Annotated in this window: 22 protein-coding genes and 1 riboswitch; of the genes, 10 read left to right on the top strand and 12 right to left on the bottom strand. The window is 70.5% G+C overall.

What is annotated here, in order from left to right:
• Window positions 1-8: 8 nt before the first annotated feature.
• From BLR91_RS03935 to glyA, 3 genes are all read right to left on the bottom strand, one after another.
• A complete protein-coding gene (locus BLR91_RS03935) occupies window positions 9-497 on the bottom strand; it encodes a YbaK/EbsC family protein (RefSeq protein WP_018191847.1) in 489 nt (162 codons plus the stop codon).
• Complete coding sequence (locus BLR91_RS03930) at window positions 494-1,375, bottom strand: bifunctional methylenetetrahydrofolate dehydrogenase/methenyltetrahydrofolate cyclohydrolase (RefSeq protein ID WP_089876942.1); 882 nt, start codon at window positions 1,373-1,375, stop codon at window positions 494-496. The genes BLR91_RS03935 and BLR91_RS03930 overlap by 4 nt, the downstream gene beginning before the upstream one ends.
• A gap of 106 nt (window positions 1,376-1,481) precedes the next feature.
• Window positions 1,482-2,825: a serine hydroxymethyltransferase gene (glyA, locus tag BLR91_RS03925; RefSeq protein WP_089876944.1), complete on the bottom strand. Its 1,344-nt coding sequence runs from the start codon at window positions 2,823-2,825 to the stop codon at window positions 1,482-1,484.
• 32 nt (window positions 2,826-2,857) lie between these two features.
• A riboswitch (ZMP/ZTP riboswitch) is annotated at window positions 2,858-2,955 on the bottom strand.
• Between the two features lie 134 nt (window positions 2,956-3,089).
• On the opposite strand from glyA, the gene BLR91_RS03920 reads away from it, so the two are divergent.
• Window positions 3,090-4,613, top strand: coding sequence for a beta-N-acetylhexosaminidase (locus tag BLR91_RS03920; RefSeq protein ID WP_089876946.1), 1,524 nt, complete (start codon window positions 3,090-3,092; stop codon window positions 4,611-4,613).
• On the opposite strand, the gene BLR91_RS03915 is transcribed toward BLR91_RS03920, so the two are convergent.
• From BLR91_RS03915 to BLR91_RS03900, 4 genes are all read right to left on the bottom strand, one after another.
• Window positions 4,597-5,859 (bottom strand): hypothetical protein, encoded by a 1,263-nt coding sequence (locus BLR91_RS03915; protein WP_231918812.1) that lies wholly within the window; start codon window positions 5,857-5,859, stop codon window positions 4,597-4,599. The two genes, BLR91_RS03920 and BLR91_RS03915, sit on opposite strands and share 17 nt — an antisense overlap.
• Window positions 5,860-6,012: 153 nt before the next feature.
• Window positions 6,013-6,909 (bottom strand): carbohydrate ABC transporter permease, encoded by an 897-nt coding sequence (locus BLR91_RS03910; protein ID WP_089876948.1) that lies wholly within the window; start codon window positions 6,907-6,909, stop codon window positions 6,013-6,015.
• Window positions 6,906-7,862, bottom strand: a complete 957-nt coding sequence (locus BLR91_RS03905) for a carbohydrate ABC transporter permease (RefSeq protein WP_089876950.1) — start codon at window positions 7,860-7,862, stop codon at window positions 6,906-6,908. Before BLR91_RS03905 ends, BLR91_RS03910 begins: the two co-directional genes overlap by 4 nt.
• A gap of 5 nt (window positions 7,863-7,867) precedes the next feature.
• Window positions 7,868-9,109: an extracellular solute-binding protein gene (locus BLR91_RS03900; RefSeq protein WP_018191854.1), complete on the bottom strand. Its 1,242-nt coding sequence runs from the start codon at window positions 9,107-9,109 to the stop codon at window positions 7,868-7,870.
• Between the two features lie 362 nt (window positions 9,110-9,471).
• Between BLR91_RS03900 and BLR91_RS03895 the strand changes: the two genes are divergently transcribed.
• The 6 genes from BLR91_RS03895 to nagA (BLR91_RS03870) all read left to right on the top strand — a co-directional run bounded on the left by BLR91_RS03895 (window position 9,472) and on the right by nagA (BLR91_RS03870) (window position 15,147).
• The gene (locus BLR91_RS03895) at window positions 9,472-10,350 is read left to right on the top strand and encodes an SIS domain-containing protein (protein ID WP_089876952.1); all 879 of its coding nucleotides are present in this window, start codon (window positions 9,472-9,474) and stop codon (window positions 10,348-10,350) included.
• Window positions 10,347-11,357, top strand: a complete 1,011-nt coding sequence (locus tag BLR91_RS03890) for an ROK family protein (RefSeq protein WP_231918811.1) — start codon at window positions 10,347-10,349, stop codon at window positions 11,355-11,357. The genes BLR91_RS03895 and BLR91_RS03890 overlap by 4 nt, the downstream gene beginning before the upstream one ends.
• Entirely contained in the window at window positions 11,354-12,265 is a 912-nt protein-coding gene (locus BLR91_RS03885) for a 1-phosphofructokinase family hexose kinase (protein WP_089876954.1), read from the top strand. Before BLR91_RS03890 ends, BLR91_RS03885 begins: the two co-directional genes overlap by 4 nt.
• Window positions 12,266-12,332: 67 nt before the next feature.
• Window positions 12,333-13,193: a class II fructose-bisphosphate aldolase gene (locus BLR91_RS03880; RefSeq protein ID WP_089876956.1), complete on the top strand. Its 861-nt coding sequence runs from the start codon at window positions 12,333-12,335 to the stop codon at window positions 13,191-13,193.
• A complete protein-coding gene (locus BLR91_RS03875) occupies window positions 13,190-13,975 on the top strand; it encodes a DeoR/GlpR family DNA-binding transcription regulator (RefSeq protein WP_018191859.1) in 786 nt (261 codons plus the stop codon). Before BLR91_RS03880 ends, BLR91_RS03875 begins: the two co-directional genes overlap by 4 nt.
• Window positions 13,972-15,147 carry an N-acetylglucosamine-6-phosphate deacetylase gene (nagA, locus tag BLR91_RS03870; protein WP_089876958.1) on the top strand — a complete coding sequence of 392 codons (1,176 nt, stop codon included), beginning with the start codon at window positions 13,972-13,974 and terminating at the stop codon, window positions 15,145-15,147. Before BLR91_RS03875 ends, nagA (BLR91_RS03870) begins: the two co-directional genes overlap by 4 nt.
• Window positions 15,148-15,225: 78 nt before the next feature.
• On the opposite strand, the gene BLR91_RS03865 is transcribed toward nagA (BLR91_RS03870), so the two are convergent.
• The 5 genes from BLR91_RS03865 to BLR91_RS03845 all read right to left on the bottom strand — a co-directional run bounded on the left by BLR91_RS03865 (window position 15,226) and on the right by BLR91_RS03845 (window position 19,121).
• A complete protein-coding gene (locus BLR91_RS03865; protein ID WP_020077001.1) occupies window positions 15,226-16,449 on the bottom strand; it encodes an MFS transporter in 1,224 nt (407 codons plus the stop codon).
• Window positions 16,450-16,613: 164 nt separating this feature from the next.
• Complete coding sequence (locus BLR91_RS03860; protein ID WP_020077000.1) at window positions 16,614-17,159, bottom strand: cysteine hydrolase family protein; 546 nt, start codon at window positions 17,157-17,159, stop codon at window positions 16,614-16,616.
• Window positions 17,156-18,622, bottom strand: a complete 1,467-nt coding sequence (locus BLR91_RS03855; RefSeq protein ID WP_089876960.1) for a purine-cytosine permease family protein — start codon at window positions 18,620-18,622, stop codon at window positions 17,156-17,158. The genes BLR91_RS03860 and BLR91_RS03855 overlap by 4 nt, the downstream gene beginning before the upstream one ends.
• A 47-nt stretch (window positions 18,623-18,669) precedes the next feature.
• Window positions 18,670-18,909: a PIN domain-containing protein gene (locus tag BLR91_RS03850; RefSeq protein ID WP_089876962.1), complete on the bottom strand. Its 240-nt coding sequence runs from the start codon at window positions 18,907-18,909 to the stop codon at window positions 18,670-18,672.
• Window positions 18,906-19,121: a hypothetical protein gene (locus BLR91_RS03845; RefSeq protein WP_018191865.1), complete on the bottom strand. Its 216-nt coding sequence runs from the start codon at window positions 19,119-19,121 to the stop codon at window positions 18,906-18,908. The genes BLR91_RS03850 and BLR91_RS03845 overlap by 4 nt, the downstream gene beginning before the upstream one ends.
• A gap of 71 nt (window positions 19,122-19,192) precedes the next feature.
• Between BLR91_RS03845 and purU the strand changes: the two genes are divergently transcribed.
• Genes purU through nagA (BLR91_RS03830) form a run of 3 tightly spaced genes read left to right on the top strand, consistent with a single transcriptional unit; the run spans window position 19,193 to window position 21,637 of the window.
• On the top strand, window positions 19,193-20,056 hold the full coding sequence (gene purU, locus BLR91_RS03840) for a formyltetrahydrofolate deformylase (RefSeq protein WP_089876964.1): 864 nt from the start codon (window positions 19,193-19,195) through the stop codon (window positions 20,054-20,056).
• A gap of 43 nt (window positions 20,057-20,099) precedes the next feature.
• Complete coding sequence (locus BLR91_RS03835) at window positions 20,100-20,462, top strand: YrdB family protein (protein ID WP_231374461.1); 363 nt, start codon at window positions 20,100-20,102, stop codon at window positions 20,460-20,462.
• Entirely contained in the window at window positions 20,459-21,637 is a 1,179-nt protein-coding gene (gene nagA / locus BLR91_RS03830; protein ID WP_089876966.1) for an N-acetylglucosamine-6-phosphate deacetylase, read from the top strand. The genes BLR91_RS03835 and nagA (BLR91_RS03830) overlap by 4 nt, the downstream gene beginning before the upstream one ends.
• Window positions 21,638-21,725 lie beyond the last annotated feature (88 nt).

Raw genomic sequence — 21,725 nt, 5'->3', positions numbered from 1 at the left:
AGGAGGGGCTAGGGCTCGACGGGGTGCGGGTCGCCGCCGGTGAGGCGCACCAGCTCGTCGAACGTGGTGGGGAAGACGGTGTGGGCGTGACCTGCGGCCGCCCAGACCTCCGGGTAGCCGGCGAGCGCCACATCCACCACGGTCCGCAGGTGCTGGGGGTGACCGACGGGTGCGACGCCGCCGATCGTCTGCCCGGTCGCCGCCTTGACGGTCTCGGCGTCGGCGCGGCGGATGCGGCCGCCGAGCCGCTCGCCCAGGAACGCGGTGTCGACGCGGTGGGCGCCGGAGGTCATCACGAGAAGGGGCTCGCCGTCGATGGTGAAGACGAGCGAGTTCGCGATCGCCCCCACCTCGACCCCGAGCTCGGCGGCGGCAGACGCTGCGGTCGGCGTCGCCGACTCGAACCAGCGGACCCGCGGCTCGACCCCCGCCGCGAGCAGCGCCGCCTCGACGCGCTCGACAGCAGGATGCGTCCGCTCGCGCGACGCGTCGGTCACTGCAGCTCCCGCTCCGCCGACTCGACGACGTTCTGCAGCAGCAGCGCGCGCGTCATCGGCCCGACTCCGCCCGGGTTCGGGGAGACCCAGGAGGCGACCTCGGCCACATCCGGAGCCACATCGCCCGCGACGACGCTCTTGCCGGTCACCGGGTCCTCCACGCGGCTCACGCCCACGTCGAGCACGATCGCACCGGGCTTGACGTTCGCGGCGGTGACCAGCCCGGCGACACCGGCGGCGCCCACGATGATGTCGGCGCGTCGGAGGTGCGCGTCGAGATCGTGGGTGCCGGTGTGGGTGAGCGTGACGGTCGCGTTGTACTCGCGGCGGGTCAGCAGTGCGCCGATCGAGCGGCCGACCGTGACTCCCCGCCCGACGACCACGACATCCTTGCCGCGGATGTCGATGCCATGCCGCAGCATCAGCTCGATCACGCCCCGCGGCGTGCACGGCAGAGGCGACGTGATCGGCCGGTTGACGTTGAGGACCAGGCGGCCGAGGTTCGTCGGGTGCAGGCCGTCCGCATCCTTCGCCGGGTCGACGAGCTCGAGGATGGCGTCGGTGTCGAGGTGGCCCGGCAGCGGCAGCTGCACGATGAAGCCGGTGCAGTCGGGGTCGCCGTTGAGCTCCTCGACCACTGCCTCCAGCTCGGCCTGCGAGATGTCGGCGGGCAGATCGCGGCGGATGGAGGCGATGCCGACCTCGGCGCAGTCGCGGTGCTTGCCCGCGACGTACCACTGCGAGCCCGGGTCGTCGCCGACCAGGATCGTGCCGAGCCCCGGGACGATGCCCTTCTCACGCAGCGCGCTGACGCGCTCCTTCAGCTCCGCCTTGATCGCGGCGGCGGTCGCCTTCCCGTCCAGAATCTGTGCGGTCACGTTCGCTCCTTCCACAGAACGAAGCCGCCAGCTCCTGAGTTTTTCGCACGAATCGACGCGAATCGGCGGAAAAACTCAGGAGCTGATGGCTTGGGTAGGGGGTGGGTCAGATGGAGGAGGGGAGCTCGACCTGGACGGCCTCGGCGCCGGACGGCGTCAGGCCCGGGTAGAGCGGGAACGCCGCGGTCAGCGCGTCGACCCGGGAGCGCAGCGCGCGGGTGTCCGCACCCGGACGCAGGGCCAGCGCGATGATGTCGGCCACCTCGGTGAACTCGGTGTCGCCGAAGCCGCGTGTCGCGAGCGCCGGGGTGCCGATCCGGAGACCGGAGGTCACCATCGGCGGGCGCGGGTCGAACGGCACGGCGTTGCGGTTCACGGTGATGCCGACCTCGTGCAGCACGTCCTCCGCCTGCTGGCCGTCGAGCTCCGACGTGCGCAGGTCGGCGAGCACGAGGTGCACGTCGGTTCCGCCCGTGAGCACGTCCACACCGGCGGCGCGGGAGTCGTCGGCGGTCAGGCGCTCGGCGAGCAGCTTCGCGCCGCGGATGGTCCGCTCCTGGCGGTCCTTGAACTCCTCCGTCGCCGCGAGCTTGAATGCGGTCGCCTTGGCGGCGATCACGTGCATGAGCGGTCCGCCCTGCTGGCCCGGGAACACGTTGGAGTTGAGCTTCTTGGCGAGCTCGGTGTCGCGGCTCACGATGAAGCCGGAGCGGGGGCCGCCGATGGTCTTGTGGACGGTCGAGCTGACCACGTCGGCGAACGGCACGGGCGAGGGATGCAGCCCAGCGGCCACGAGACCGGCGAAGTGCGCCATGTCCACCCACAGCTTCGCTCCGACCTCGTCGGCGATCTCGCGGAACGCCGCGAAGTCGAGCTGACGCGGGTAGGCCGACCAGCCGGCGATGATGACCTGCGGCTTGTGCTCGAGCGCCTTGTCGCGCACGACGTTCATGTCGACGAGGAACGTCTCGGGGTCGACGCCGTACGACACGGCGTTGTAGAGCTTGCCCGAGAAGTTGAGCTTCATCCCGTGGGTCAGGTGACCGCCGTGGGCGAGCTCCAGGCCCAGGATGGTGTCGCCGGGAGCCGCGATGGCGGAGAGCACGGCGGCGTTGGCCGATGCGCCGGAGTGCGGCTGGACGTTTGCGTACTCGGCGCCGAACAGGGCCTTCGCCCGGTCGATCGCGAGCTGCTCGGCGATGTCGACGTACTCGCAGCCGCCGTAGTAGCGGCGGCCCGGGTAGCCCTCCGCGTACTTGTTGGTGAGGACGGAGCCGACCGCTTCGAGCACCGCGCGCGGCACGAAGTTCTCGGAGGCGATCATCTCGAGGTAGTCGCGCTGGCGGCCGAGCTCGAGCTGCAGCACCTCCGCGATCTCGGGGTCGACCTCCGCCAGAGGGGCGCCAAAGGACGAGAACGCTGGGCTCGTCGAGGGGAGGGTATCGGTCATTGCCGGCTCCTTCGTACAGGGATGGACTATTGCGTAGCGACCCAGGCGCGCGGCCGCATCCATCCGTGTTCTCGAGGTTCCGTGTCGCTCCCCGATGGTGACCATCTGAGCGCCAGTCGCGACGGGCCAAGCATAGCAAAGCGGGGGCCGGGCGGAACCCTTGCCCATCGCCGAAGGCCCTGCGATACTCGCTGATGGCCGACGCATGCGGGGCGGGCGGAGTCGGTCTCATCCGCTCTGCCCCGACCCGCAAGGGAGCTCACCGTGGTCGTGCCCCGCCCTGTCTCCGCCGAGCCGTCGGAGGGTTCGCCCTTCGTGCTCGCGCCGACCGCCCGCATCAGCGTCGCCGGGCCCGGAGCGGACGCCGTCGCACGGCTCCTCCGCGACGCCCTGGCCGCCGACTGCTCCCGCGATCTCGCGATCGTGGACGAGCCGCCCGCGTTCGGCGACATCGCCGTGGTGATCGCACCGGGCGAGGGTCCGCACGAGGACGGTTCGGACAGCGCGGAGGGCTACACGCTGGAGGTCGCCGCGGAGGGCGTGCGTATCGGCGCCGCCACCCCGGCCGGTGCGTTCTGGGGCGTGCAGACGCTGCGCCAGCTGGTCCCGGCGATCTGCGACGGCGACCCGCTGACGATCGAGCCCGTGCGCGTCCACGACCATCCCCGGTACGCGTACCGGGGAGCGATGCTGGATGTGGCGCGCCACTTCTTCACGCCGGCCGAGGTGAAGCGGTTCATCGACGCGATCGTCCTGCTCAAGGTCAACCACCTTCACCTGCACCTGACCGACGACCAGGGCTGGCGCATCCACATCGAGTCGTGGCCGGAGCTGACCCGCGTCGGCGGCTCGACCGGCAGCGACGGCAGCCGCGGCGGGTTCTACACGCAGGACGAGTTCCGCGATCTCGTCGCGTATGCAGCCGAACGGCATGTCACCGTGGTCCCGGAGCTGGACATGCCGGGCCACACGAACGCGGCGCTCGCGTCGTATCCCGAGCTGAATCCGGACGGGGTCGCGCGTCCGCTCTATACCGGGTCCGACGTGGGCTTCAGCACGCTGCAGACGGGGGATGCGGTGACCCGCCGCTTCGTGCGCGACGTCGTCCGCGAGGTGGCGGCGCTCACGCCGGGACCTCTGCTGCACCTGGGCGGCGACGAGTGCCTGAGCACGTCGCCGGACGATTTCGTCGCGTTCGTGGAGGAGGCCGCCCGGGTGGTCGCCGAGAACGGAAAGACGGCCGTCGGCTGGCACGAGATGGGCAAGGCGGGCGACCTGCCGGCCGGGACCGTCGGGCAGTACTGGGACTTCACCACGCCGCGCGAGCGCTCGGCGGAGTACGCGGTCACCTTCGTCCGCGGCGGCGGGTCCCTCATCCTCTCGCCGTCGGACGCCGCCTACCTCGACATCGTCTACGCGGAGGGCGACCCGATCGGCCAGGACTGGACCGGCAAGCCGACCACTCTGCGCGACGCGTTCGTGTGGGACCCGGCTCGCGTCATCCCGGGCGTCGGGGATGCGCACATCCTGGGCGTCGAGGCCGCCCTGTGGACCGAGACGGTCACCTCCATCGAGGAGGTGGAGGAGATGGTCCTCCCCCGGCTCGCGGCAGTCGCCGAGGTGGGCTGGTCACGCGCGCCCGCCGACACCGAGCCCGTCGAGGCGACACGCGACCTCGACGACTTCACCGGGCGCGTGGCCGAGCTCGCCGAGCACTGGGATGCCGCGGGCACCCGCTACCGGCGTGTGCCCGAGGTGCCGTGGCGAGAGGTCACGGGTATCCGATGAACCACAGCAGCACGATCGCCACCGGCTGCAGGGCGATGCCCGCGATGAGTACCGCCTTCCGCGCCTTCCGATGACGCGTGAGGCCGCGCGCTCCCGCGAGGGGTGCGAGCGGCAGCAGCAACCGGAACGTGCTCTGCTGCGGCAGGAACACCGCGAACAGGTACAGCCCGTAACTGACCGCGTACGCGACGGTCTCGGTCCCGAGCGCCCGGACGGACGGCCGCGTCACCACCCATGCGAACCCGGCGACGATCGCGAGCACGATCAGCGCGCCTAGGATGCTGAGGTACTTCCAGCTGAGCAGGAACCACGGGGTCAGCGGGATGAACGCCACCTTGCCGATGAAGCCGGTCCACCACGAGAGCTCGGTGCTGACGTAGGCGTCGCCCGTCCCCGTCACGGCGGCCGCGATGATCGGCCAGGCGAGACCGGCCAGCGCCATCAGCCCGCCGGTCAGCAGCATCGTGAAGCGCTCCCGCGGCAGGAACGCGTCCGTGCCGCGCCGGGCCCGCACCATCCGGACGACGAGCACGATCGCAAGTGCGAGCGGCAGGGCGAGCGCCCCCGGGCGGGTGAACGCCGCGGCGACCGCGAACGGCAGCATCAGCCAATACCGCCGCTGGATCATGGTCAGCAGCGCCGAGAACATCAGGAAGAAGAACATGCTCTCGGCGTACGCGATCTGCAACACGAAGGAGAGTAGGCCGAAGCAGAAGAACGCGGTCGCCCAGAACGCGCTCGAGACTCCCGCCCGCGCCGCGACCAGCCGGAACAGCACCACGCTGGCGGCGGCCCCGAAAACGATCGCGACGGCGAACCCGGCGGGATAGAAGCTCAGCCCGGTGAGGAGCATCACGACGCGCACGACCATCGGGAACAGGGGCAGGAACGCCCACGGGTTCTGCTGCACGGAGCCGTCGCTGTCGAGCGGAAGGCGGGTGGGGTATCCCTGCTCCACGATCTGGCTGTAGTACGAGCCGTCCCACGAGCCCGAGAACGTGAAGAAGGTCGGGTTCATCCGCGGGCTGGCGTAGTCCCAGTGCGCGACGTTGGCGGTGACGAACAGCGCCAGCATGAGCGTGGTCGTGAGCAGCCGCGAGACGGCGTAGAGCACGAGAACCGCCGCCCACCAGGGCACCTCGCGGCCGGCGAAGCGCAGCCGCCGCGGTACCGCCATCGGGCGGCCGGGCAGCTCCGGTCGCCTGGTGCTCGTGGTGCCCGCTGTCATCGTCCCGTCCGTCGCCATCCGATCCCCGTCGGGGAATCGCCCTTTGGGATGGTACCCGCCGGAAACGGTCCTCCGGCAGCCGGTTGACGCGGCCTGAGAGAGTCCTCATACGGCGGGAGGCCACCGCATCGCGCCACACGCGCGGCGCCTCCCGCCGGGTCGGGGTGAGCCCTACTTCACGCTGCCCGCGGTGAGACCGCCGACGAGGCGCTTCTCGATGAGCATGAACAGGATGACCACGGGGATGACGGCGACGACCGACACCGCGAACACGTACTGCCAGGCCGCGTCGTACTGGCCGACGAACTTGGTGAGCGCGACCGAGAGCGGCTGGTTCGCATCCGTCGACAGGATGACGAGGCTCGCCGCGAACTCGTTCCAGGACGCGACGAAGGTGTAGATGATCGCCGTGACGATGCCGGGCCAGACGAGCGGAAGCTGGACGCGGAACAGCACGGTCCACTTTCCCGCTCCGTCGAGCTGGGCGGCCTCGTCGACCTCCTTCGGCACTCCCGCGAAGAAGCTGTGCATGATCCAGATCGCGAACGCGAGGTTGAACGCCGCGTTGACGAGGATCATCGCCAGCCAGGTGTCGTTGATCCCGAGCGCCACCATCTCTTTGAAGAGACCCGTCGCGAGCACCGTCGGCTGGAGCATCTGCGTCACGATGACGAGGAACAGGAAGATCCCGCGCCCCGGGAACCGGAACCGTGCCGTGTAATAGGCGGCGGGGACGCACACCACCAGCACCAGCACCGTCGCGAACACGGAGATCACGATCGTGGAGATGAGGTTGTACGGCAGCGGCGTCTCCGGCGTCGACCACATCGTGAGGTAGTTCTCGGGGTGCCACTGCTCGGGCAGGTAGGTCGGAGGGACGGCGAGGATGTTGTTCCTGCTCTTGAACGAGCCCATCAGCATGATCAGGTACGGCGCGATGAAGACCAGGGCGATCACGATGCCGGCGACGGTCTTCCCGGCGACGCGCCAGGAGGATCCGGCGGACCGGGAGCGACGGCGGCGCGGCGTTGGCGCTCCGGCGAGCGCGACGGGGGCTGGCGCGGTCACGAGACCTCCTTCATCGGCTTGACGACCCAGAGGTAGATGCCGACCACGACGAGCACGATCAGGAAGTTGATCACGCTGAGAGCGCTGGACAGGTCGATCCGCTGCTCGTTCTGGAGCAGCTTGAACACGTAGGTGGTCGTCGTGTCCGCCTTGTAGCCGGGGATGGACCCGGTCATCAGCTTCAGGATGGGCAGCGAGTTGAACACGTTGATGATGTTGATCAGCGCGGCCAGTGCGATGGCGTTCCGCAGGTTCGGGAGGGTCACGCTGAAGTACGAGCGGAACGCTCCGGCGCCGTCCATCTTCGCCGCCTCGAGCATGTCGCCCGGGATGCCGGCGAGCCCGGCGAGGATCGTGTAGGTCGTGAACGGCAACGAGACGAACACCGCGATGCCGATCGACGAGATGAACGCGGGGATCGGCTCCTTGGTGAAGCCGAACGGCTCGGCGAGCACGTGGATGTCGACCAGGAACTTGTTGATGATCCCGTAGAAGGGGTCGAGGCCGTAGACGAACACGGTCGTGGTCATCACGACGCTGGCCGCCCAGGGGACGATGATCGCCATCCGCACCCAGCGCCGACCGGGGAAGTTCTTGTCGAGGAACTGGGCGAGGGCGAGCGAGATCACCACCGTGATGACGACGACCGAGACCACCCAGACCAGGGTGTTGAGCAGGATGCCGGGGAGCTCCGGCCGCGACAGCACCGTGATGTAGTTCTTCAGGCCGACCGATCCGTGGTCCACGCCGGCGATGGAGATCTTCCGGGTGGAGTTGTAGATCATGTAGCCGGCCGGGAACAGCACGACGCCGAAGATCAGGATGAGGGCGGGCAGCGTCCACGGCACGGCGTGCCACAGGTCGGACGCCCCGCCGGTGGGCTTGGGGGACGCCCCGCGGCGGGGACGGCCGGTGGCCGCCCCCGCGCGGGTCGCTTCAGCGGTGCTGGTCATCCGGGTTACTGGCCGTCGGCCTTCGCCTGGATGGACTTCAGCAGGTCTTCGGGCTTGGCGCCCTGACCGAGCTGACCGATCTGGCTCTGGATCGCGCCCTGGGCGGCCGACCAGTTCGGGTTGGTGGACGGGTAGAACTTCGCGTTCGGCAGCAGGTCGAGGAACGGCTTGATGGTCTCGTCGGAGCCCATCGCGTCGGCACCGGACTTGGTCGTCGGCAGGAAGCCTTCGGCCGAGACCCACTTCGTGTAGACGTCCTTCGAGTAGAAGTAGTCGAGGAACTTCTTGATCGACGCCGTCTTGTCCGTCTTGTTCTTGAACGCCATCAGGTGGTCCGCGACGCCCAGGGTGAACGGCGAGCCGTCCTTGGTGGGGATCGGCGCGATGCCGTACTGCAGCGACGGGTTCTTGTCCTTGATCTGCCCGACTGTCGGCGGCAGGCCGACCTGCATGCCGAGCTGGCCCTGGATGAAGACGTTCAGCAGCGGGGTGCGGTTGGTCGAACCGGGGTTCGCCTCCGTGTAGCCCTGCGTGATGATCTTCTGCATCTCGGTGGCGCCTTCGACGTTCTCCGAGCTGTCGATGGTCAGCTTCTTGGCGTCGCCGTATCCGCCGCCGGCTCCGTAGAACCAGATGGCGGTCTCGGCCTGCGCCTCCTCGCTGCCGAGCGGCATGCCGTACGGGGTGATCCCGGCTGCCTTCAGCTTGGCGGCGGCGTCCTCGAACTCGGCCCAGGTCTTCGGCGGGGCCGAGATGCCGGCCTTGGAGAAGTCGTCCTTGTTGTAGAACAGCGCGCGGGCGGACGCGATGAACGGGAGACCGTACTGCGTGCCGTCGATGCTCGCGTTCTTCTTGAAGGCGTCCTGGAAGTCGTCGAGCGTGGCGGAGGAGACGATGTCCTTCGCCGGGTAGAGCAGGTCGTCGGCCGCGAAGCCGGCGAACGCGTCGATGTTCAGGATGTCGGGCTGCTTCTGCGCCTGGATCCGTGTCTTGATGACGTTGTTGATGTCGGTCCAGGATTCGACGTCGAGGTTGACCTTGATGTCGCTGTTCTTCGCCTCGAAGTCCTTGATGATCTGCTGCCATTCGGTCTTGGTGTTGTCCGAGTAGCTGGCGACCATCAGGTCGAGCGTCTGCGCGCCGCCGGACGAGCCTCCGGACCCGCCGCTGAAGCCGCAGGAGGCGAGCGTCATGGTGGCGACCGCCGCTGTTGCGACCGCCGCTCCCCACCGCAGTGACTTCTTCATTGACTTCCTCACTTCTTGAAGGGAAAACGCGAACCGTCACTGCCGATGGAACCTGCGCGACGATGCGTAGCTGTTGATGCTTAGTGATTTGTTTCTGCTTGAAACAAGCACTTGCACTCAATGGATGATCGAAATCATGGCGCGTTCGGTTCTCCGCGTCAAGGACAATGCGCAAGATCGTTACACGGCGTTTACAGGACGACTCGACACGACCAAGCGATCCCGGAGAAACGATTGAACATGATCACTAGACATAGTGTTCGATCATCAGTGATCATTGTGACGAGACATCCACGCACTCAGCCGCGAGAAGCGCAGAACAGGAGCGATCAGTGACGCACGCACCCACCGCCGGAGCCCACATGGAGGCCGAGCTGCGGTCGCAGCCGGAGACCTGGGCGACCGCGGCAGGCCTGCGCGAGGAGCAGTCGCTGCTCCCCGCCGCCGGTGAGCGCATCGCCGTCGTCGGCTGCGGGACCTCCTGGTTCATGGCGCAGTCGTACGCGGTGCTGCGCGAGAGCGCCGGGCACGGTGTCACCGACGCGTTCGCCGCCTCCGAGGCGTTCGTCGACCGCGACTACGACGCGGTCGTCGCCATCACGCGCTCCGGGACGACGACCGAGGTGCTCGAGCTGCTCGACGGCCTCCGCTCCTCGGGCAACCGGGCGCGCACGGTGGGGATCGTCGGCGACCCCGACACCCCGCTCGTGAGCCTCGTGGATGTCGCCATCCGGCTCCCGTTCGCCGACGAGCAGTCCGTCGTACAGACGCGCTTCGCGACCACGGCGCTCGCCCTCGTCCGTGCCTCCCTCGGCCACGACCTCTCCCCCGCGATCGACCAGGCTGCCGCGGCCATCGAGGAGGAGCTGGACGACGAGCTCGTCACCGCCGACCAGTACTCGTTCCTGGGCGCCGGGTGGACGGTCGGGCTCGCGCACGAGGCCGCGCTCAAGATGCGCGAGGCGTCGCAGTCGTGGACGGAGTCGTATCCCGCCAAGGAGTACCGCCACGGACCGATCGCGATCGCCGCTCCCGGCCGGGTCACCTGGATGTTGGGCGAGGCGCCCGCAGGGCTCTCCGGCGACCTCGCCGTCACCGGGGCGCGCTTCGAAGACCGCCCGATCGACGGGATGGCCGACCTGGTGCGCGCACAGCGGGTCGCCCTCGCGCGCGCCCGCCGCGCCGGCCTCGACCCCGACAGCCCCCGCAACCTCACCCGATCGGTCATCCTCCCCTCGTGACCGGAGACCCCCTGACCCCGCCACCGGCCGCCGCTCCGCTGGGAGACGGCGCACCGGTGCTGGCGTTCGACGTCGGAGGGACCGACACCAAGGCCGCGCTCGTGGACGACCGCGGCCGGCTGGTGCAGGTGGTGCGCATCCCGACCCCGCATGCGGGCGACGCGACCGGCGAGGCCGTGGTGACCGCGATCGCCGGTCTCGCCGAGCGGTTCCGGGAGGAGCACCCCGGCATCGCGCCGCGCGCGGCCGGGCTGCTGGTGCCCGGGCACGTGGACGACGACGCGGGGATCGGCGTCTTCGCCGAGAACCTGGGCTGGCGCGACTTCCCGTTCCGCGACCGGGCGGAGGCCGCACTCGGCGTCCCGGTGGCGTTCAGTCACGACGTGCGCGGGGCCGGCGAGGCCGAGCATCGGCTCGGTGCCGCCGCGCCCTACCGCGACGTCGTCGTCATGGCGATCGGCACGGGGATCGCCGGGGCGATTTTCCTCGACGGCCGCCTGCACACGGGTGGCGGCATGGCCGGCGAGATGGGGCACTCCCGGGTCGCCGACGGGCCGCTGTGCGCCTGCGGCGGCATCGGCTGCCTGGAGGCGGTCGCCTCGGCCGCAGCCATCGCGCGCCGGTACAACGCGCTCACCGGGGCGGATGTCCCGGGAGCGCGGGAGGTGCTCGCGCTGGCGCAGGCGGGAGACGAGACCGCTCAGGCCGTGTGGGACTCGGCGGTGGATGCGCTCGCGCTCGACCTCTCGCACACCGTCGCGCTGCTGGCGCCCGAGGCCGTGGTAATCGGCGGCGGACTGGCGCAGGCCGGCTCCGCGCTGTTCGAGCCGCTCGCGGAGAAGCTGGACGCCATCCTCACCTTCCACCGCCGTCCGGTGCTGCTGCCGGCGAGCATCGGCGAGAACGCCGGGCTGATCGGGGCGGCCCTGCGGGCACGCGACCGGCTCGCCGGATCCCCCTCGACGTCGGTGGCGTCCACCGCATCGACCGCCGAGGTGGCGTCGTGATCCTCACCGTCACGCCGAACCCGGCCCTCGACCTCACCTACCGCGTGCCCCGGCTGCAACCGGGCGAGACGCATCGTGCGGCAGCCCCCGCCGTGCGGGCGGGCGGCAAGGGTCTCAACGTCGCGCGGGTGCTCGCCCAGACCAGGACCGCGGCCTTCATCCTCACCACAGCCGGCGGTCCGCCCGGGCTGCGGCTCGCCGACGACCTCGAGGCCTCCCACCTGCCCTCGGAGCTGGTGCCGGTCGAGGCGCCGACCCGCAGCAGCGTCGCCGTCGTCGACGAGTCCACCGGCGAGACGACGGTCATCAACGAGACGGGCGGCACCCTCAGCGCGGCCGAGTGGACGGCCCTGCACGACGCCGTCGACCGGCTTGTCGTGCCAGCGACCTGCGTCGTCGGCTCGGGCAGCCTGCCGCCCGACGCTCCGGACGACGTCTACGCGCGCGTCGTCGCTGCGGCCGCTTCCCGCGGTCTGCCGAGTGTGATCGACGCCGTCGGTACGCCGCTCGTGCTCGCTGCCGAGGCCGGCGCCTCCGTCGTGAAGCCGAATCGCCGTGAGCTGACGGAGACGACCGGCCACGACGACCCCGTGGCCGGCGCGCGCGTTCTCCTGGACGCCGGCGCAGGCCTGGTGGTGGTGTCGCTCGGCGCCGAGGGGATGCTCGCGGTGCCGCGCGACGGCGCACCCCTCCACGCGCGGCTCGGCTCGCCGCTGACCGGCAACGCCACCGGTGCGGGCGATGCGGCCGTCGCCGCGATCGCGAGCCTGCTCGCCGTCGGCGTCACCGACCCGTCTGCGCTCGTCCGGCGCGCCACCGCCTGGTCGGCCGCCGCGGTGCTCGCGCCCCTCGCCGGCGAGCTCGCCCCCGGCTTCCGGGAGTTCGAGGAGCGGATCGAGACCGGCTGAGCCGGCCGATCCATCCCATCCGCCGCCCATCCACCCACATCCACCACCCCCACCCGGAGCCGCCGCCATGCCCCTCGTGCCCACCGCCGACCTGCTGCACGCGGCCGTCGGCCGCCGCACGGGCCTGGCCGCGTTCAACGTCATCCAGCTGGAGACCGCCGAGGCCCTCGTCGACGCGGCCGAGCAGACCGGGCTCCCCGTCATCCTGCAGATCTCGCAGAACTGCGTCGCGTACCACGGCTCGCTCGACCCCATCGCGTCGGCGACCCTCGCACTGGCCCGGGAGTCGACGGCGCACGTCGCCGTGCACCTCGACCACGCCGAGGACGAGCAGCTCGCGCGGCAGGCGGTCGAACTGGGCTTCGGCTCGGTCATGTACGACGGCGCCGCGCTCGACTACGAGCGCAACGTCGCTGCCACCGTGCGCGTCGTCGAGCACGCCCATGCCAACGACGTGCTGGTGGAGGCGGAGCTGGGCGAGATCGGCGGGAAGGACGGCGCGCACGCACCCGGCGTCCGGACCGACCCGGACGAGGCCCGCCGTTTCGTCGAGGAGACCGGCGTCGACGCCCTCGCCGTCGCGGTCGGCAGCTCGCACGCCATGACCGAGCGGACCGCGTCCCTCGACCTCGACCTGATCGCCCGGCTGCGACACGCCGTGCCGGTTCCGTTGGTCCTGCATGGCTCCAGCGGCGTCGCGGATGAGACGATCGAGGCGGCGATCCGCGCAGGGATCACCAAGGTCAACGTCTCCACCCACCTCAACCGGTTCTTCACGGACGCGATCCGGGCGTACCTCAGCGCGCATCCCGATGTGGTGGACCCGCGGAAGTACGTGCGGGAGGGACGCGCCGCGGTGACCAGGGAGGCGGCACGGCTGATGACCCTGTTCGATGTGGCAGGCGGAACGGAGAGCGCACAGCGATGAACAGAGCCGAACGGCTGAACGCCGTGCTGGACCTGCTGGCCGAGGCCGGCCAGATCGAGGTCGACGACATCGTGGCCAAGCTGGATGTGTCGGCGGCCACCGCACGCCGCGACCTCGACGCCCTGGCGTCGCAGCAGCTGCTCACCCGCACGCGCGGCGGAGCGATCGGCCAGTCGGTCGCCTACGACCTGCCCATCCGGTACAAGCGTGAGCAGCACGCGCCCGAGAAGCTGCGGATCGCGCAGGCGGCGAGCGCCCTCGTGCCTCGCGGCGCCGTGGTCGGCCTGTGCGGCGGAACGACCAGCACCGCCGTCGCGACCGTGCTCGGGTCGCGCCCGGACCTCATGGAACCCTCGCCGCATCCCAGCCTCACCGTTGTGACCAACGCCATCAACATCGCTGCACAGCTGGTGATGCGACCGCAAATCAAGACCGTGATGACCGGCGGCGTCGTGCACGCGCGCTCGTACGAGCTCGTCGGGCCGTACAGCGACGTCGTGCTGGAGAAGATCACGATGGACATCGCGTTCATCGGCGTCAACGGCATCGACCCGGTGGTCGGCGCCACCGTGCACGACGAGGGCGAGGCGAGCGTCAACTCGCTGATGGCGCGCCGGGCGACCCGCGCCGTCGTGGTGGCCGACTCGTCCAAGATCGGCCGCAAGGCGTTCGCCACCCTCGGCGGCCCGAAGGTTCTGACGACCCTCATCACCGACGAGGGCATCACCGCCGAGCAGCGTGCCGCGTTCGTCGAGCAGGGCATCGAGGTGATCGTCGCGTGAGCGACGGCCATCTCATCCACTCGGCGCGGCTGGTCGACGGCGGCACGGTCGTCGAAGACGGCTGGGTGCGGTTCGACGGCGACACGATCGCCGCGCTCGGCAGCGGCGCGACATGGCGCGATGAGCCGGGCGTACTGGATATGGCCGGCGCCGATCGTGTGACCGTGACCGATGCGGGAGGTGCGTGGCTCACGCCCGGCTTCGTCGACATCCACGTCCACGGCGGCGGAGGCGCGAGCTTCGACGACGGGCCCGACGCGATCGGCCGGGCCCTGGAGCTGCACCGGCGGCACGGCACCACCCGCTCGGTGCTGTCGCTCGTCACGGCGCCGGTGCCGGAGCTGGCCCGTCGGGTGCAGGAGGTGGCGGCGCTCACAGCGGCCGATCCGCGCATCCTCGGGTCGCACCTGGAGGGGCCGTTCCTCGACGTCGGGCACAAGGGCGCCCACGACCCGGCGCTGCTGCGCTCGGCGACCCCGGCCGACATCGAGCTGCTGCTGGATGCCGCCGCCGGCACCCTGCGACAGGTCACCATCGCGCCCGAACGTCCCGGCGGGATGGACGCCGTGCGCGCCTTCTCCGCCGCCGGCGCGGCCGTCGCCGTCGGTCACACCGCCGCCGACTACGACCAGGCGCTGGCCGCCTTCGACGCGGGCGCGAGCATCCTCACGCACGCGTTCAACGCCATGCCGGGACTGCACCACCGCGCGCCCGGACCGGTCGCCGCGGCCGCCCGCACCCCGGGGGTGACGCTCGAGATCGTCAACGACGGCGTGCACGTCCATCCCGAGATGGTCCGGATCGCCTTCGCCGCCGCCCCCGGCCGGATGGCCCTGGTGACGGACGCGATGGCCGCCGCCGGTTCCGCCGACGGCGACTACGTGCTCGGGTCGCTGGACGTCGAGGTGCGCGACGGCGTCGCCCGGCTCGCCGGCGGAGGGTCGATCGCCGGGTCGACGCTCACCCTCGACGACGCTCTGCGGCGCGCGGTGCTCGAGGTCGGCATCCCGGTCGCCGAGGCGGTGCGCGCGCTCACCGAGACGCCGGCCGCAGCCGTCGGGCGCGCTCACGACCTCGGCCGTCTGGCCCCAGGCTACGCGGCCGACGCCGTGTTGCTGGACGCGGACTTCCGTGTCCGCCAGGTGTGGGCGGCGGGCGAACCCGTCGCCTGATCCGTGGGTCGCAACCCGCCGTTATGGGCGGTCCAGAACGGCGTGTTGCGTCCCACAGCCGCGGTCAGTGCGTCGCCGTCAGTGCGTCGCGACGACCGTCCGCGACATCCGGCCGACCACGAGCACGAGCGCGACCGACACGACCAGCAGACCGACGTACGCCCACGGCAGCACCATCAGGCCGCCCGCGTCGTAGATGACCGCCCCGACGAGCGCTCCCCCGCCGATCCCGACGTTGAAGGACGTCGTGTACAGCGCGCTCGCGGTGTCGCGGAACGCCGGGGACGACGTGTGCAGCATCCGCGTCTGGAGCAGCGGCGGGAGCGCGCCGAAGGCGAGCCCCCACAGGATGAACGCGATCAATGCCAGCACGATCTGGCCGGCGAGCACGGCGAGCGCCGCAACGGCGATCCCGGTCACGACGAGCGCGAGGATGAGCCCCAGCTGCGGCCGCGGACCGAACACCGAACCGGCGAGGATCAGGCCGCCCGCACCGGCGATCCCATAGAGGAACAGCAGCGCACCGACGTCACCCGACGGCACGCCCATCGGCCCGGTCAGGAACGGCACCACGAACGTGTAGAACGCGTAGTGCCCGACCATCGTGACGGCCGCGATCACGCAGACCATGATGACCAGCGGGATGGTGCGGTCGCGCGGTCGGGGAACCGTGCGGTCGCGCTCGCGCCGACGCTTGCCGTCCGCCTCCCGCTCGACCGCCGGCAAGAACTTCCAGATCACCAGGGCGCCGACCATCATGAGCGCGGCGAGCAGCCCGAACGACAGCCGCCAGCCGAAGACGTGCCCGGCGAACGTGCCGAGCGGCACACCGAGCACGAACGCCAGCGTCCCGCCGCCGAGGGTGATGGAGACGGCCCGGCCGATCTGCTCCTTGGGCACCAGGTGGCCGGCGTACGCGCCGACGATCGACCAGAACATCCCGTGCGCCACACCGCCGAGCACGCGCGAGCCGACCACGAAGGCGTAGTCGGGCGCGATGGCGGTGAGCGCGTTCGAGATGCCGAGCACGACAAGGATGCCGATCAGCAGGCCGTGCCGCGGCCAGCGCCGGGTCAGCGCCGTCAGCGGGGCGCTGGTGACCACCACGGTGAACGCGAACACCGTCACGAGCAGCCCGATCTGGGCCTCGCTCACGCCGAGGGAGGCGCTCATGTCCGGCAGCAGGCCGGTCGGGATCATCTCGCTGGTCACCGAGAGGAAGGTGGCGGTGGCCAGGGCGATCAGCCCGGTCCACGGGAATTTCGGCGCAATGCGCGCCGGAGTCGTCGAAGTGGCAGTCATACGGATCTGTCCAACGGACGGCGTTCCCCGGCCATTCCGCCGCTACTGCGGGCCTCGGCGCCGGTGCCAGTGGCTGGCTGCGGCTTCCGGGAGGGGATGGCGGGTCGACTACGCGCCCATGTGCGCGCCCAGGGCCGTGCGGGAACCGCCGACCACGGACGATTCTACCGGAGGCCGTCCAGAATGGCAGCGCTGTCCGAGATCTCGATCAGCGGCGCGTACAGCGCCATCGCATCCAGGGCGCGCTGGTGGTCTGCGTCGCTCAGGCCGGCACACGCGTCGGCCGCGACCCGGATGCGCACGCCCGCGTCCGCGGCTCCCAGTGCCGTGCTCAACACACAGCAGTCGGTGGAGACGCCGGCGAGCACCACATCCTGCGACCCGTCGAGCGCATCCCGCAGAGCAGGACCCCACTTGCCGAACGTCGTCTCGGTGACCACCGGATGCCCGGTGTCGCGAAAGGCGAGCACCAGGTCGTAGATCGGGTCGTCGGCGGGGACGAGCGCGAACGGCCACTGCTCGTAATACGGCACCCAGGCGCCCTCCGGCCGCTCCGGTGCGATGAAGCGCGTGAACACGACGCGCTCGAAGGCGGGCACCATCCCCGCGATCACGGCCTCCGCGTCCGCGAAGCGCGGCGTGAACCACGGGCTCGCCGGGTCGCCGAACACCTGCTGCATGTCGACGACGACGAGCGTCGGGCCGGTCATCGCTCCTCCTGTCGCCGCACCGCACCGCGCGAGAACAGCAGCGTGCCCAGGTATCCGATGACCAGTGCGACGAGGACGCCGAGGTTCGCGAAGGCCCAGTCGCCCTGCTTGCCGCCGATCGGACCGAGCAGGTAGCCCTGCCAGGCCAGCCACGAGGCCGAGCCGTTGGTGACGAGGCCCCAGCCGATCGCGGTTCCGATCACGATCAGGGCGATCGGCAGCCAGCGGATGGCGCCGTAGCGACCGCGCCGGTCGTACAGCTCGGCCTCCGCGTAGTCGCGCCGACGCAGCTGGATGTCGGCGACGAAGATGCCGCACCAGGCGGCGATCGGCACGCCCAACGTGATGAGGAAGCCTTGGAACGGGCCGAGGAAGTCGGTGGCGAAGAACACGACGTAGATCGCGCCGGCGGTCATGATGACGCCGTCGATGCCCGCCGCGACGTACCGCGGGACGCGGACGCCGACGCTGAGCAGCGCCAGCCCGGACGAGTAGATGTCGAGCACCGCCCCGCCGACCAGCCCGAGCACGGCGACGATGACGAACGGAACCAGGAACCAGGTGGGCAGCAGCGACGCGAGCGCGCCGATCGGGTCGGCGGCGATGGCCTCGCTCAGCTTCGACGAGGAACCGGCCAGCAGGATGCCGAAGATCAGCAGGATGACCGGGGCCAGCGACGAGCCGAAGGTCGTCCATCCCACCACTCCCCCGCTGCGGGCGCTGCGCGGCAGGTAACGGGAGTAGTCGGCGGCGGCGTTCACCCAGCCGAGCCCGAAGCCGGTGAGCATGAACACGAACCCGCCGATCACATGCGGCGCGTCTCCCGCCGGGAGTGCAGCCACGGCGCCGAGGTCGATGTGGTTCAGGACCAGCAGGATGTAGACCACGGTCAGCACGCCGGTCACGATCGTGATGACCATCTGCATGCGCATGATCAGGTTGAAGCCGATCACGCCGCCGACGATGACGAGCGCGACGACGACGATGAGGGCCACCAGCTTGGTGACGACCCCGCCCTCCCAGCCGAGCTGCTGGAACACCGTCGCGGTGGCGAGCGCGGCGAGCGAGACCAGCACGGTCTCCCATCCGACCGTCAGCAGCCACGACAACGCCGAGGGGACGCGATTGCCCTCCACGCCGAACACGGCGCGGCTGAGCACCATCGTCGGCGCGGATCCACGCTTTCCGGCGAGCGCGATCACGCCGCACAGCAGGAACGAGACGACGATCCCGACCACGCCGACGATCGTCGCCTGCCAGAACGAGATGCCGAACCCGAGCAGGAACGACCCGTAGCTGAGACCGAACACGGAGACGTTGGCGCCGAACCACGGCCAGAACAGGTCGCGCGGCCGCCCCTTCCGCTCACTCTCGTGAATGGTGTTGAGCCCGTTCAGCTCCACGTCGAAAGCGGACGCCGCGCCCGAACGGGTATCGGGCGCATCCTCACCGGTGCTGGTCATGCACCGATCGTGGTGCACCCCGCCCCGGCGCGTCAACCGCGGCGCGCTCAGGCAGCCCAGGGATTAATGACGGGGACGCCGACGTCGGCGAAATCCTTGTCGCGAGTCGCCACAGCGTCGGCTTCGGCGGCGAGGGCCGTTGCTGCGATCATGGCGTCGGCGAGCGCGATCGGGCGGCCCGCCGCCTCCCGGACCGATCTGATGGTGGCGCACTCCGCCGCGGCGACCGGATCGAACGGGAGCGTGCGGGCGAACTCCGACAGGACGTTCGTGTCGAGCAGGATCATTCGTCCATCGCTTCGACCCGGTTGCGGATGAACTCCACGAAGCCCAGCTTCTTGTAGTTCGGACGCGGGTCGACAGGTTCCCCCACCGCGACCCGTCCCGCGATGTATTCGAGCTCTTCACCGACCGTCCGGCTCTCGCCGCGAGCCATGAGCTCGAGGGTCTCGTAGATGTCCACGTCGAGACCGACGGTCACCGATACTTGCTTCATCATCAAATGCCTCCTAATGCAGACATATTTTGGATATCAACCAAGGCTATCACCCCGACCGCTACCCTGATCTGGTGACCGACTCCTCCGCCTCCAACCACTGGGTGCTCACCTTCAGTTGCTCCGACCGCCCCGGGATCGTGCACGCGGTCAGCGGCGCGATCGTCGCCGCGCGCGGCAACATCACCGAGAGCCAGCAGTTCGCGAGCACCGACACCGGCCGTTTCTTCATGCGGCTGCAGGTCGAGTCGGCGGCGGGACGCGACGAGTTCGAGCGCGCGCTCGCCCCCGTAATCGAGGAGTTCGGGATGACGCACCGGGTCGACAACGTCGGCCGTCCGCTCCGGACGCTGGTACTCGTGTCCAAGGCCGCGCACTGCCTCAACGACCTGCTCTTCCGCCAGCGCGCCGGCCAGCTGCCGGTGGAGATCCCGCTCGTGCTCTCCAACCACGACGCCCTGAGCGACCTCGCCGGGTTCTACGGCGTCCCCTTCGAGTCGCGGGTCGTCACCGACCCGGACTCTAAGGCGGCGTTCGAGCAGCGCATCCTCGAGGCGGTCGACGAGCACGACATCGAGCTGGTGGTGCTCGCCCGGTACATGCAGATCCTCTCGCCGGAGCTGTGCGAGCGCCTCGCCGGGCGCGCGATCAACATCCACCACTCGTTCCTCCCCGGCTTCAAGGGCGCCAACCCGTACCGCCAGGCGCACGCGCGCGGCGTGAAGCTGATCGGAGCGACCGCCCACTTCGTCACCAGCGACCTCGACGAAGGGCCGATCATCGAGCAGAACGTCGTCCGGGTCGACCACAGCAACACCGTGCAGGAGCTTGTCGCGATCGGACAGGACGAGGAGAGCCGGACGCTGACGCAGGCCGTGAAGTGGTTCGCCGAAGACCGCGTACTGCTCGACGGCGCGCGCACCATCATCTTCCGTTGAGCCGCGCTGTCTCAGCCCCACGACGCGTCGGTAGACTGCCGTGGTGACCTCAGCACCCGACCAGCACGCCCGGCTCACGGTGGGGCCGAACGACATCCTGCGCTTCGTCCTGGAGCTGTTCGCCATCGTCTCGCTCGGCATCTGGGGGTTCCTGGCCTGGCCGCTGCCGTGGAACTTCCTCGTCGGTATCGGCGCTCCGGTCGTGGCCATCCTGCTGTGGGCGCTGTTCCGCTCGCCGCGCGCGGTGCTGCACGTCGACCCGTTTGTGAAGGCGATCGTCGAGATCGTCGTGATGGGCTCCGCGGCGTTCGCCTGGTGGGACCTCGGCCAGCCGGTCGTCGCCATCGTCTTCGCGGTGATCGCGACCATCAGCGGCGTGATCAACGGACGGCGCGAGTTCTCATGAGCGGCCTCGTCGTCCACAGCGCCCGCAAGGTGGATGCGGATGGGCTGGTCGACGACTTCTGGCTCGTCACCGACGGAGCGCACATCACCGCGACCGGTACCGGATCCGGCTGGCGCGAGGCGGTGCGCGGCCCGGATGACGACGCCTCATCGACCGCCGGGCCGCACGTCATAGACGCGCACGGTCACTGGCTGACCCCGGGCTTCATCGACCTGCATTGCCACGGCGGTGGAGGCCACCCCTACGACGACGGCATCGACCAGATGCGTGCCGCGCTCGCGACGCACCGCGCGCACGGCACGACCCGCTCCCTGATCTCGCACGTCGCGAACCCGCTGGCGTCGCTGCGCGAGAGCCTCGCGGTGGTCGCCGAGCTGACGGCGAGCGACCCGCTGGTGCTCGGATCGCACCTGGAGGGCCCGTTCCTCGCGCCGGAGCGACGCGGAGCGCACGACGCCCGCTTCCTCCGCGACCCCGAGCCGGAGGCCGTGGAGGAGCTCATCGCCGCGGCCCGCGGAACCCTCCGGACGGCGACCATCGCGCCGGAACTGCCGAACGCCCTGGAGGCGATCGGCGTGCTGATCGAGGCCGGTGCGGTCGTGGGCGTCGGCCACACGACCGCCGGGTACGCCGAGACGGCCCGTGCCTTCGAGGTGGGCGCGCGGCTGCTCACGCACGCGTTCAACGCGATGCCGGGCATCCACCACCGGGCGCCGGGCCCCGTCCTGGCCGCGATCGACAACCCTGAGGTCACGCTCGAGCTCATCCTCGACGGGCTGCACGTCGACCCGACCGTCGGTGCGCTGCTGTTCCGCGAGGCGCCGGGGCGCGTCGCGCTCGTGACCGACGCGATGGCCGCGGCCGGCGCCACTGACGGCGACTACCGGCTCGGCGGCCTCAACGTGACCGTCCACAACGGTTTGGCCGTGCTCTCCGGCACCGACACGATCGCCGGCTCGACGCTGACCCAGGATGTCGCGCTGCGGAACGCGGTCACGCTCGCCGGGCTCGACCCGGTCACCGCGGTCGCCGCCCTGACGCGGGCCCCCGCGCACGTGCTCGGCGAGGGCCACCGCCTCGGACGGCTGCACGCCGGTTACGTGGCCGACGCGGTCCTCCTCGACCACGACTGGCGTGTCACCGCCGTCGTCGCCGACGGCGCCCCGCTCGCCTGACCGCGCCCGATCCCCTACGTCCGCGCGCGCCGTCTCCCCCGCCGTCGAGTACGCGAACTTTGCACGCCCCGGCGGCGTTTCGCGTGCA

Origin of the sequence: Leifsonia sp. 466MF (assembly GCF_900100265.1) — a bacterium.
Taxonomy (GTDB): domain Bacteria; phylum Actinomycetota; class Actinomycetes; order Actinomycetales; family Microbacteriaceae; genus Leifsonia.
This window is presented reverse-complemented; position numbering and strand designations above follow the sequence as displayed.

What these genes read in the sequence shown, in the direction of transcription:
- glyA (WP_089876944.1), bottom strand. Translation starts at nt 2,825, where the DNA reads ATGACCGATACCCTCCCCTCGACGAGCCCAGCGTTCTCGTCCTTTGGC.
- BLR91_RS03915 (WP_231918812.1), bottom strand. Translation starts at nt 5,859, where the DNA reads ATGGCGACGGACGGGACGATGACAGCGGGCACCACGAGCACCAGGCGA.
- BLR91_RS03905 (WP_089876950.1), bottom strand. Translation starts at nt 7,862, where the DNA reads ATGACCAGCACCGCTGAAGCGACCCGCGCGGGGGCGGCCACCGGCCGT.
- BLR91_RS03900 (WP_018191854.1), bottom strand. Translation starts at nt 9,109, where the DNA reads ATGAAGAAGTCACTGCGGTGGGGAGCGGCGGTCGCAACAGCGGCGGTC.
- BLR91_RS03895 (WP_089876952.1), top strand. Translation starts at nt 9,472, where the DNA reads ATGGAGGCCGAGCTGCGGTCGCAGCCGGAGACCTGGGCGACCGCGGCA.
- BLR91_RS03880 (WP_089876956.1), top strand. Translation starts at nt 12,333, where the DNA reads ATGCCCCTCGTGCCCACCGCCGACCTGCTGCACGCGGCCGTCGGCCGC.
- BLR91_RS03875 (WP_018191859.1), top strand. Translation starts at nt 13,190, where the DNA reads ATGAACAGAGCCGAACGGCTGAACGCCGTGCTGGACCTGCTGGCCGAG.
- BLR91_RS03865 (WP_020077001.1), bottom strand. Translation starts at nt 16,449, where the DNA reads ATGACTGCCACTTCGACGACTCCGGCGCGCATTGCGCCGAAATTCCCG.
- BLR91_RS03860 (WP_020077000.1), bottom strand. Translation starts at nt 17,159, where the DNA reads ATGACCGGCCCGACGCTCGTCGTCGTCGACATGCAGCAGGTGTTCGGC.
- BLR91_RS03855 (WP_089876960.1), bottom strand. Translation starts at nt 18,622, where the DNA reads ATGACCAGCACCGGTGAGGATGCGCCCGATACCCGTTCGGGCGCGGCG.
- BLR91_RS03850 (WP_089876962.1), bottom strand. Translation starts at nt 18,909, where the DNA reads ATGATCCTGCTCGACACGAACGTCCTGTCGGAGTTCGCCCGCACGCTC.
- BLR91_RS03845 (WP_018191865.1), bottom strand. Translation starts at nt 19,121, where the DNA reads ATGATGAAGCAAGTATCGGTGACCGTCGGTCTCGACGTGGACATCTAC.
- nagA (WP_089876966.1), top strand. Translation starts at nt 20,459, where the DNA reads ATGAGCGGCCTCGTCGTCCACAGCGCCCGCAAGGTGGATGCGGATGGG.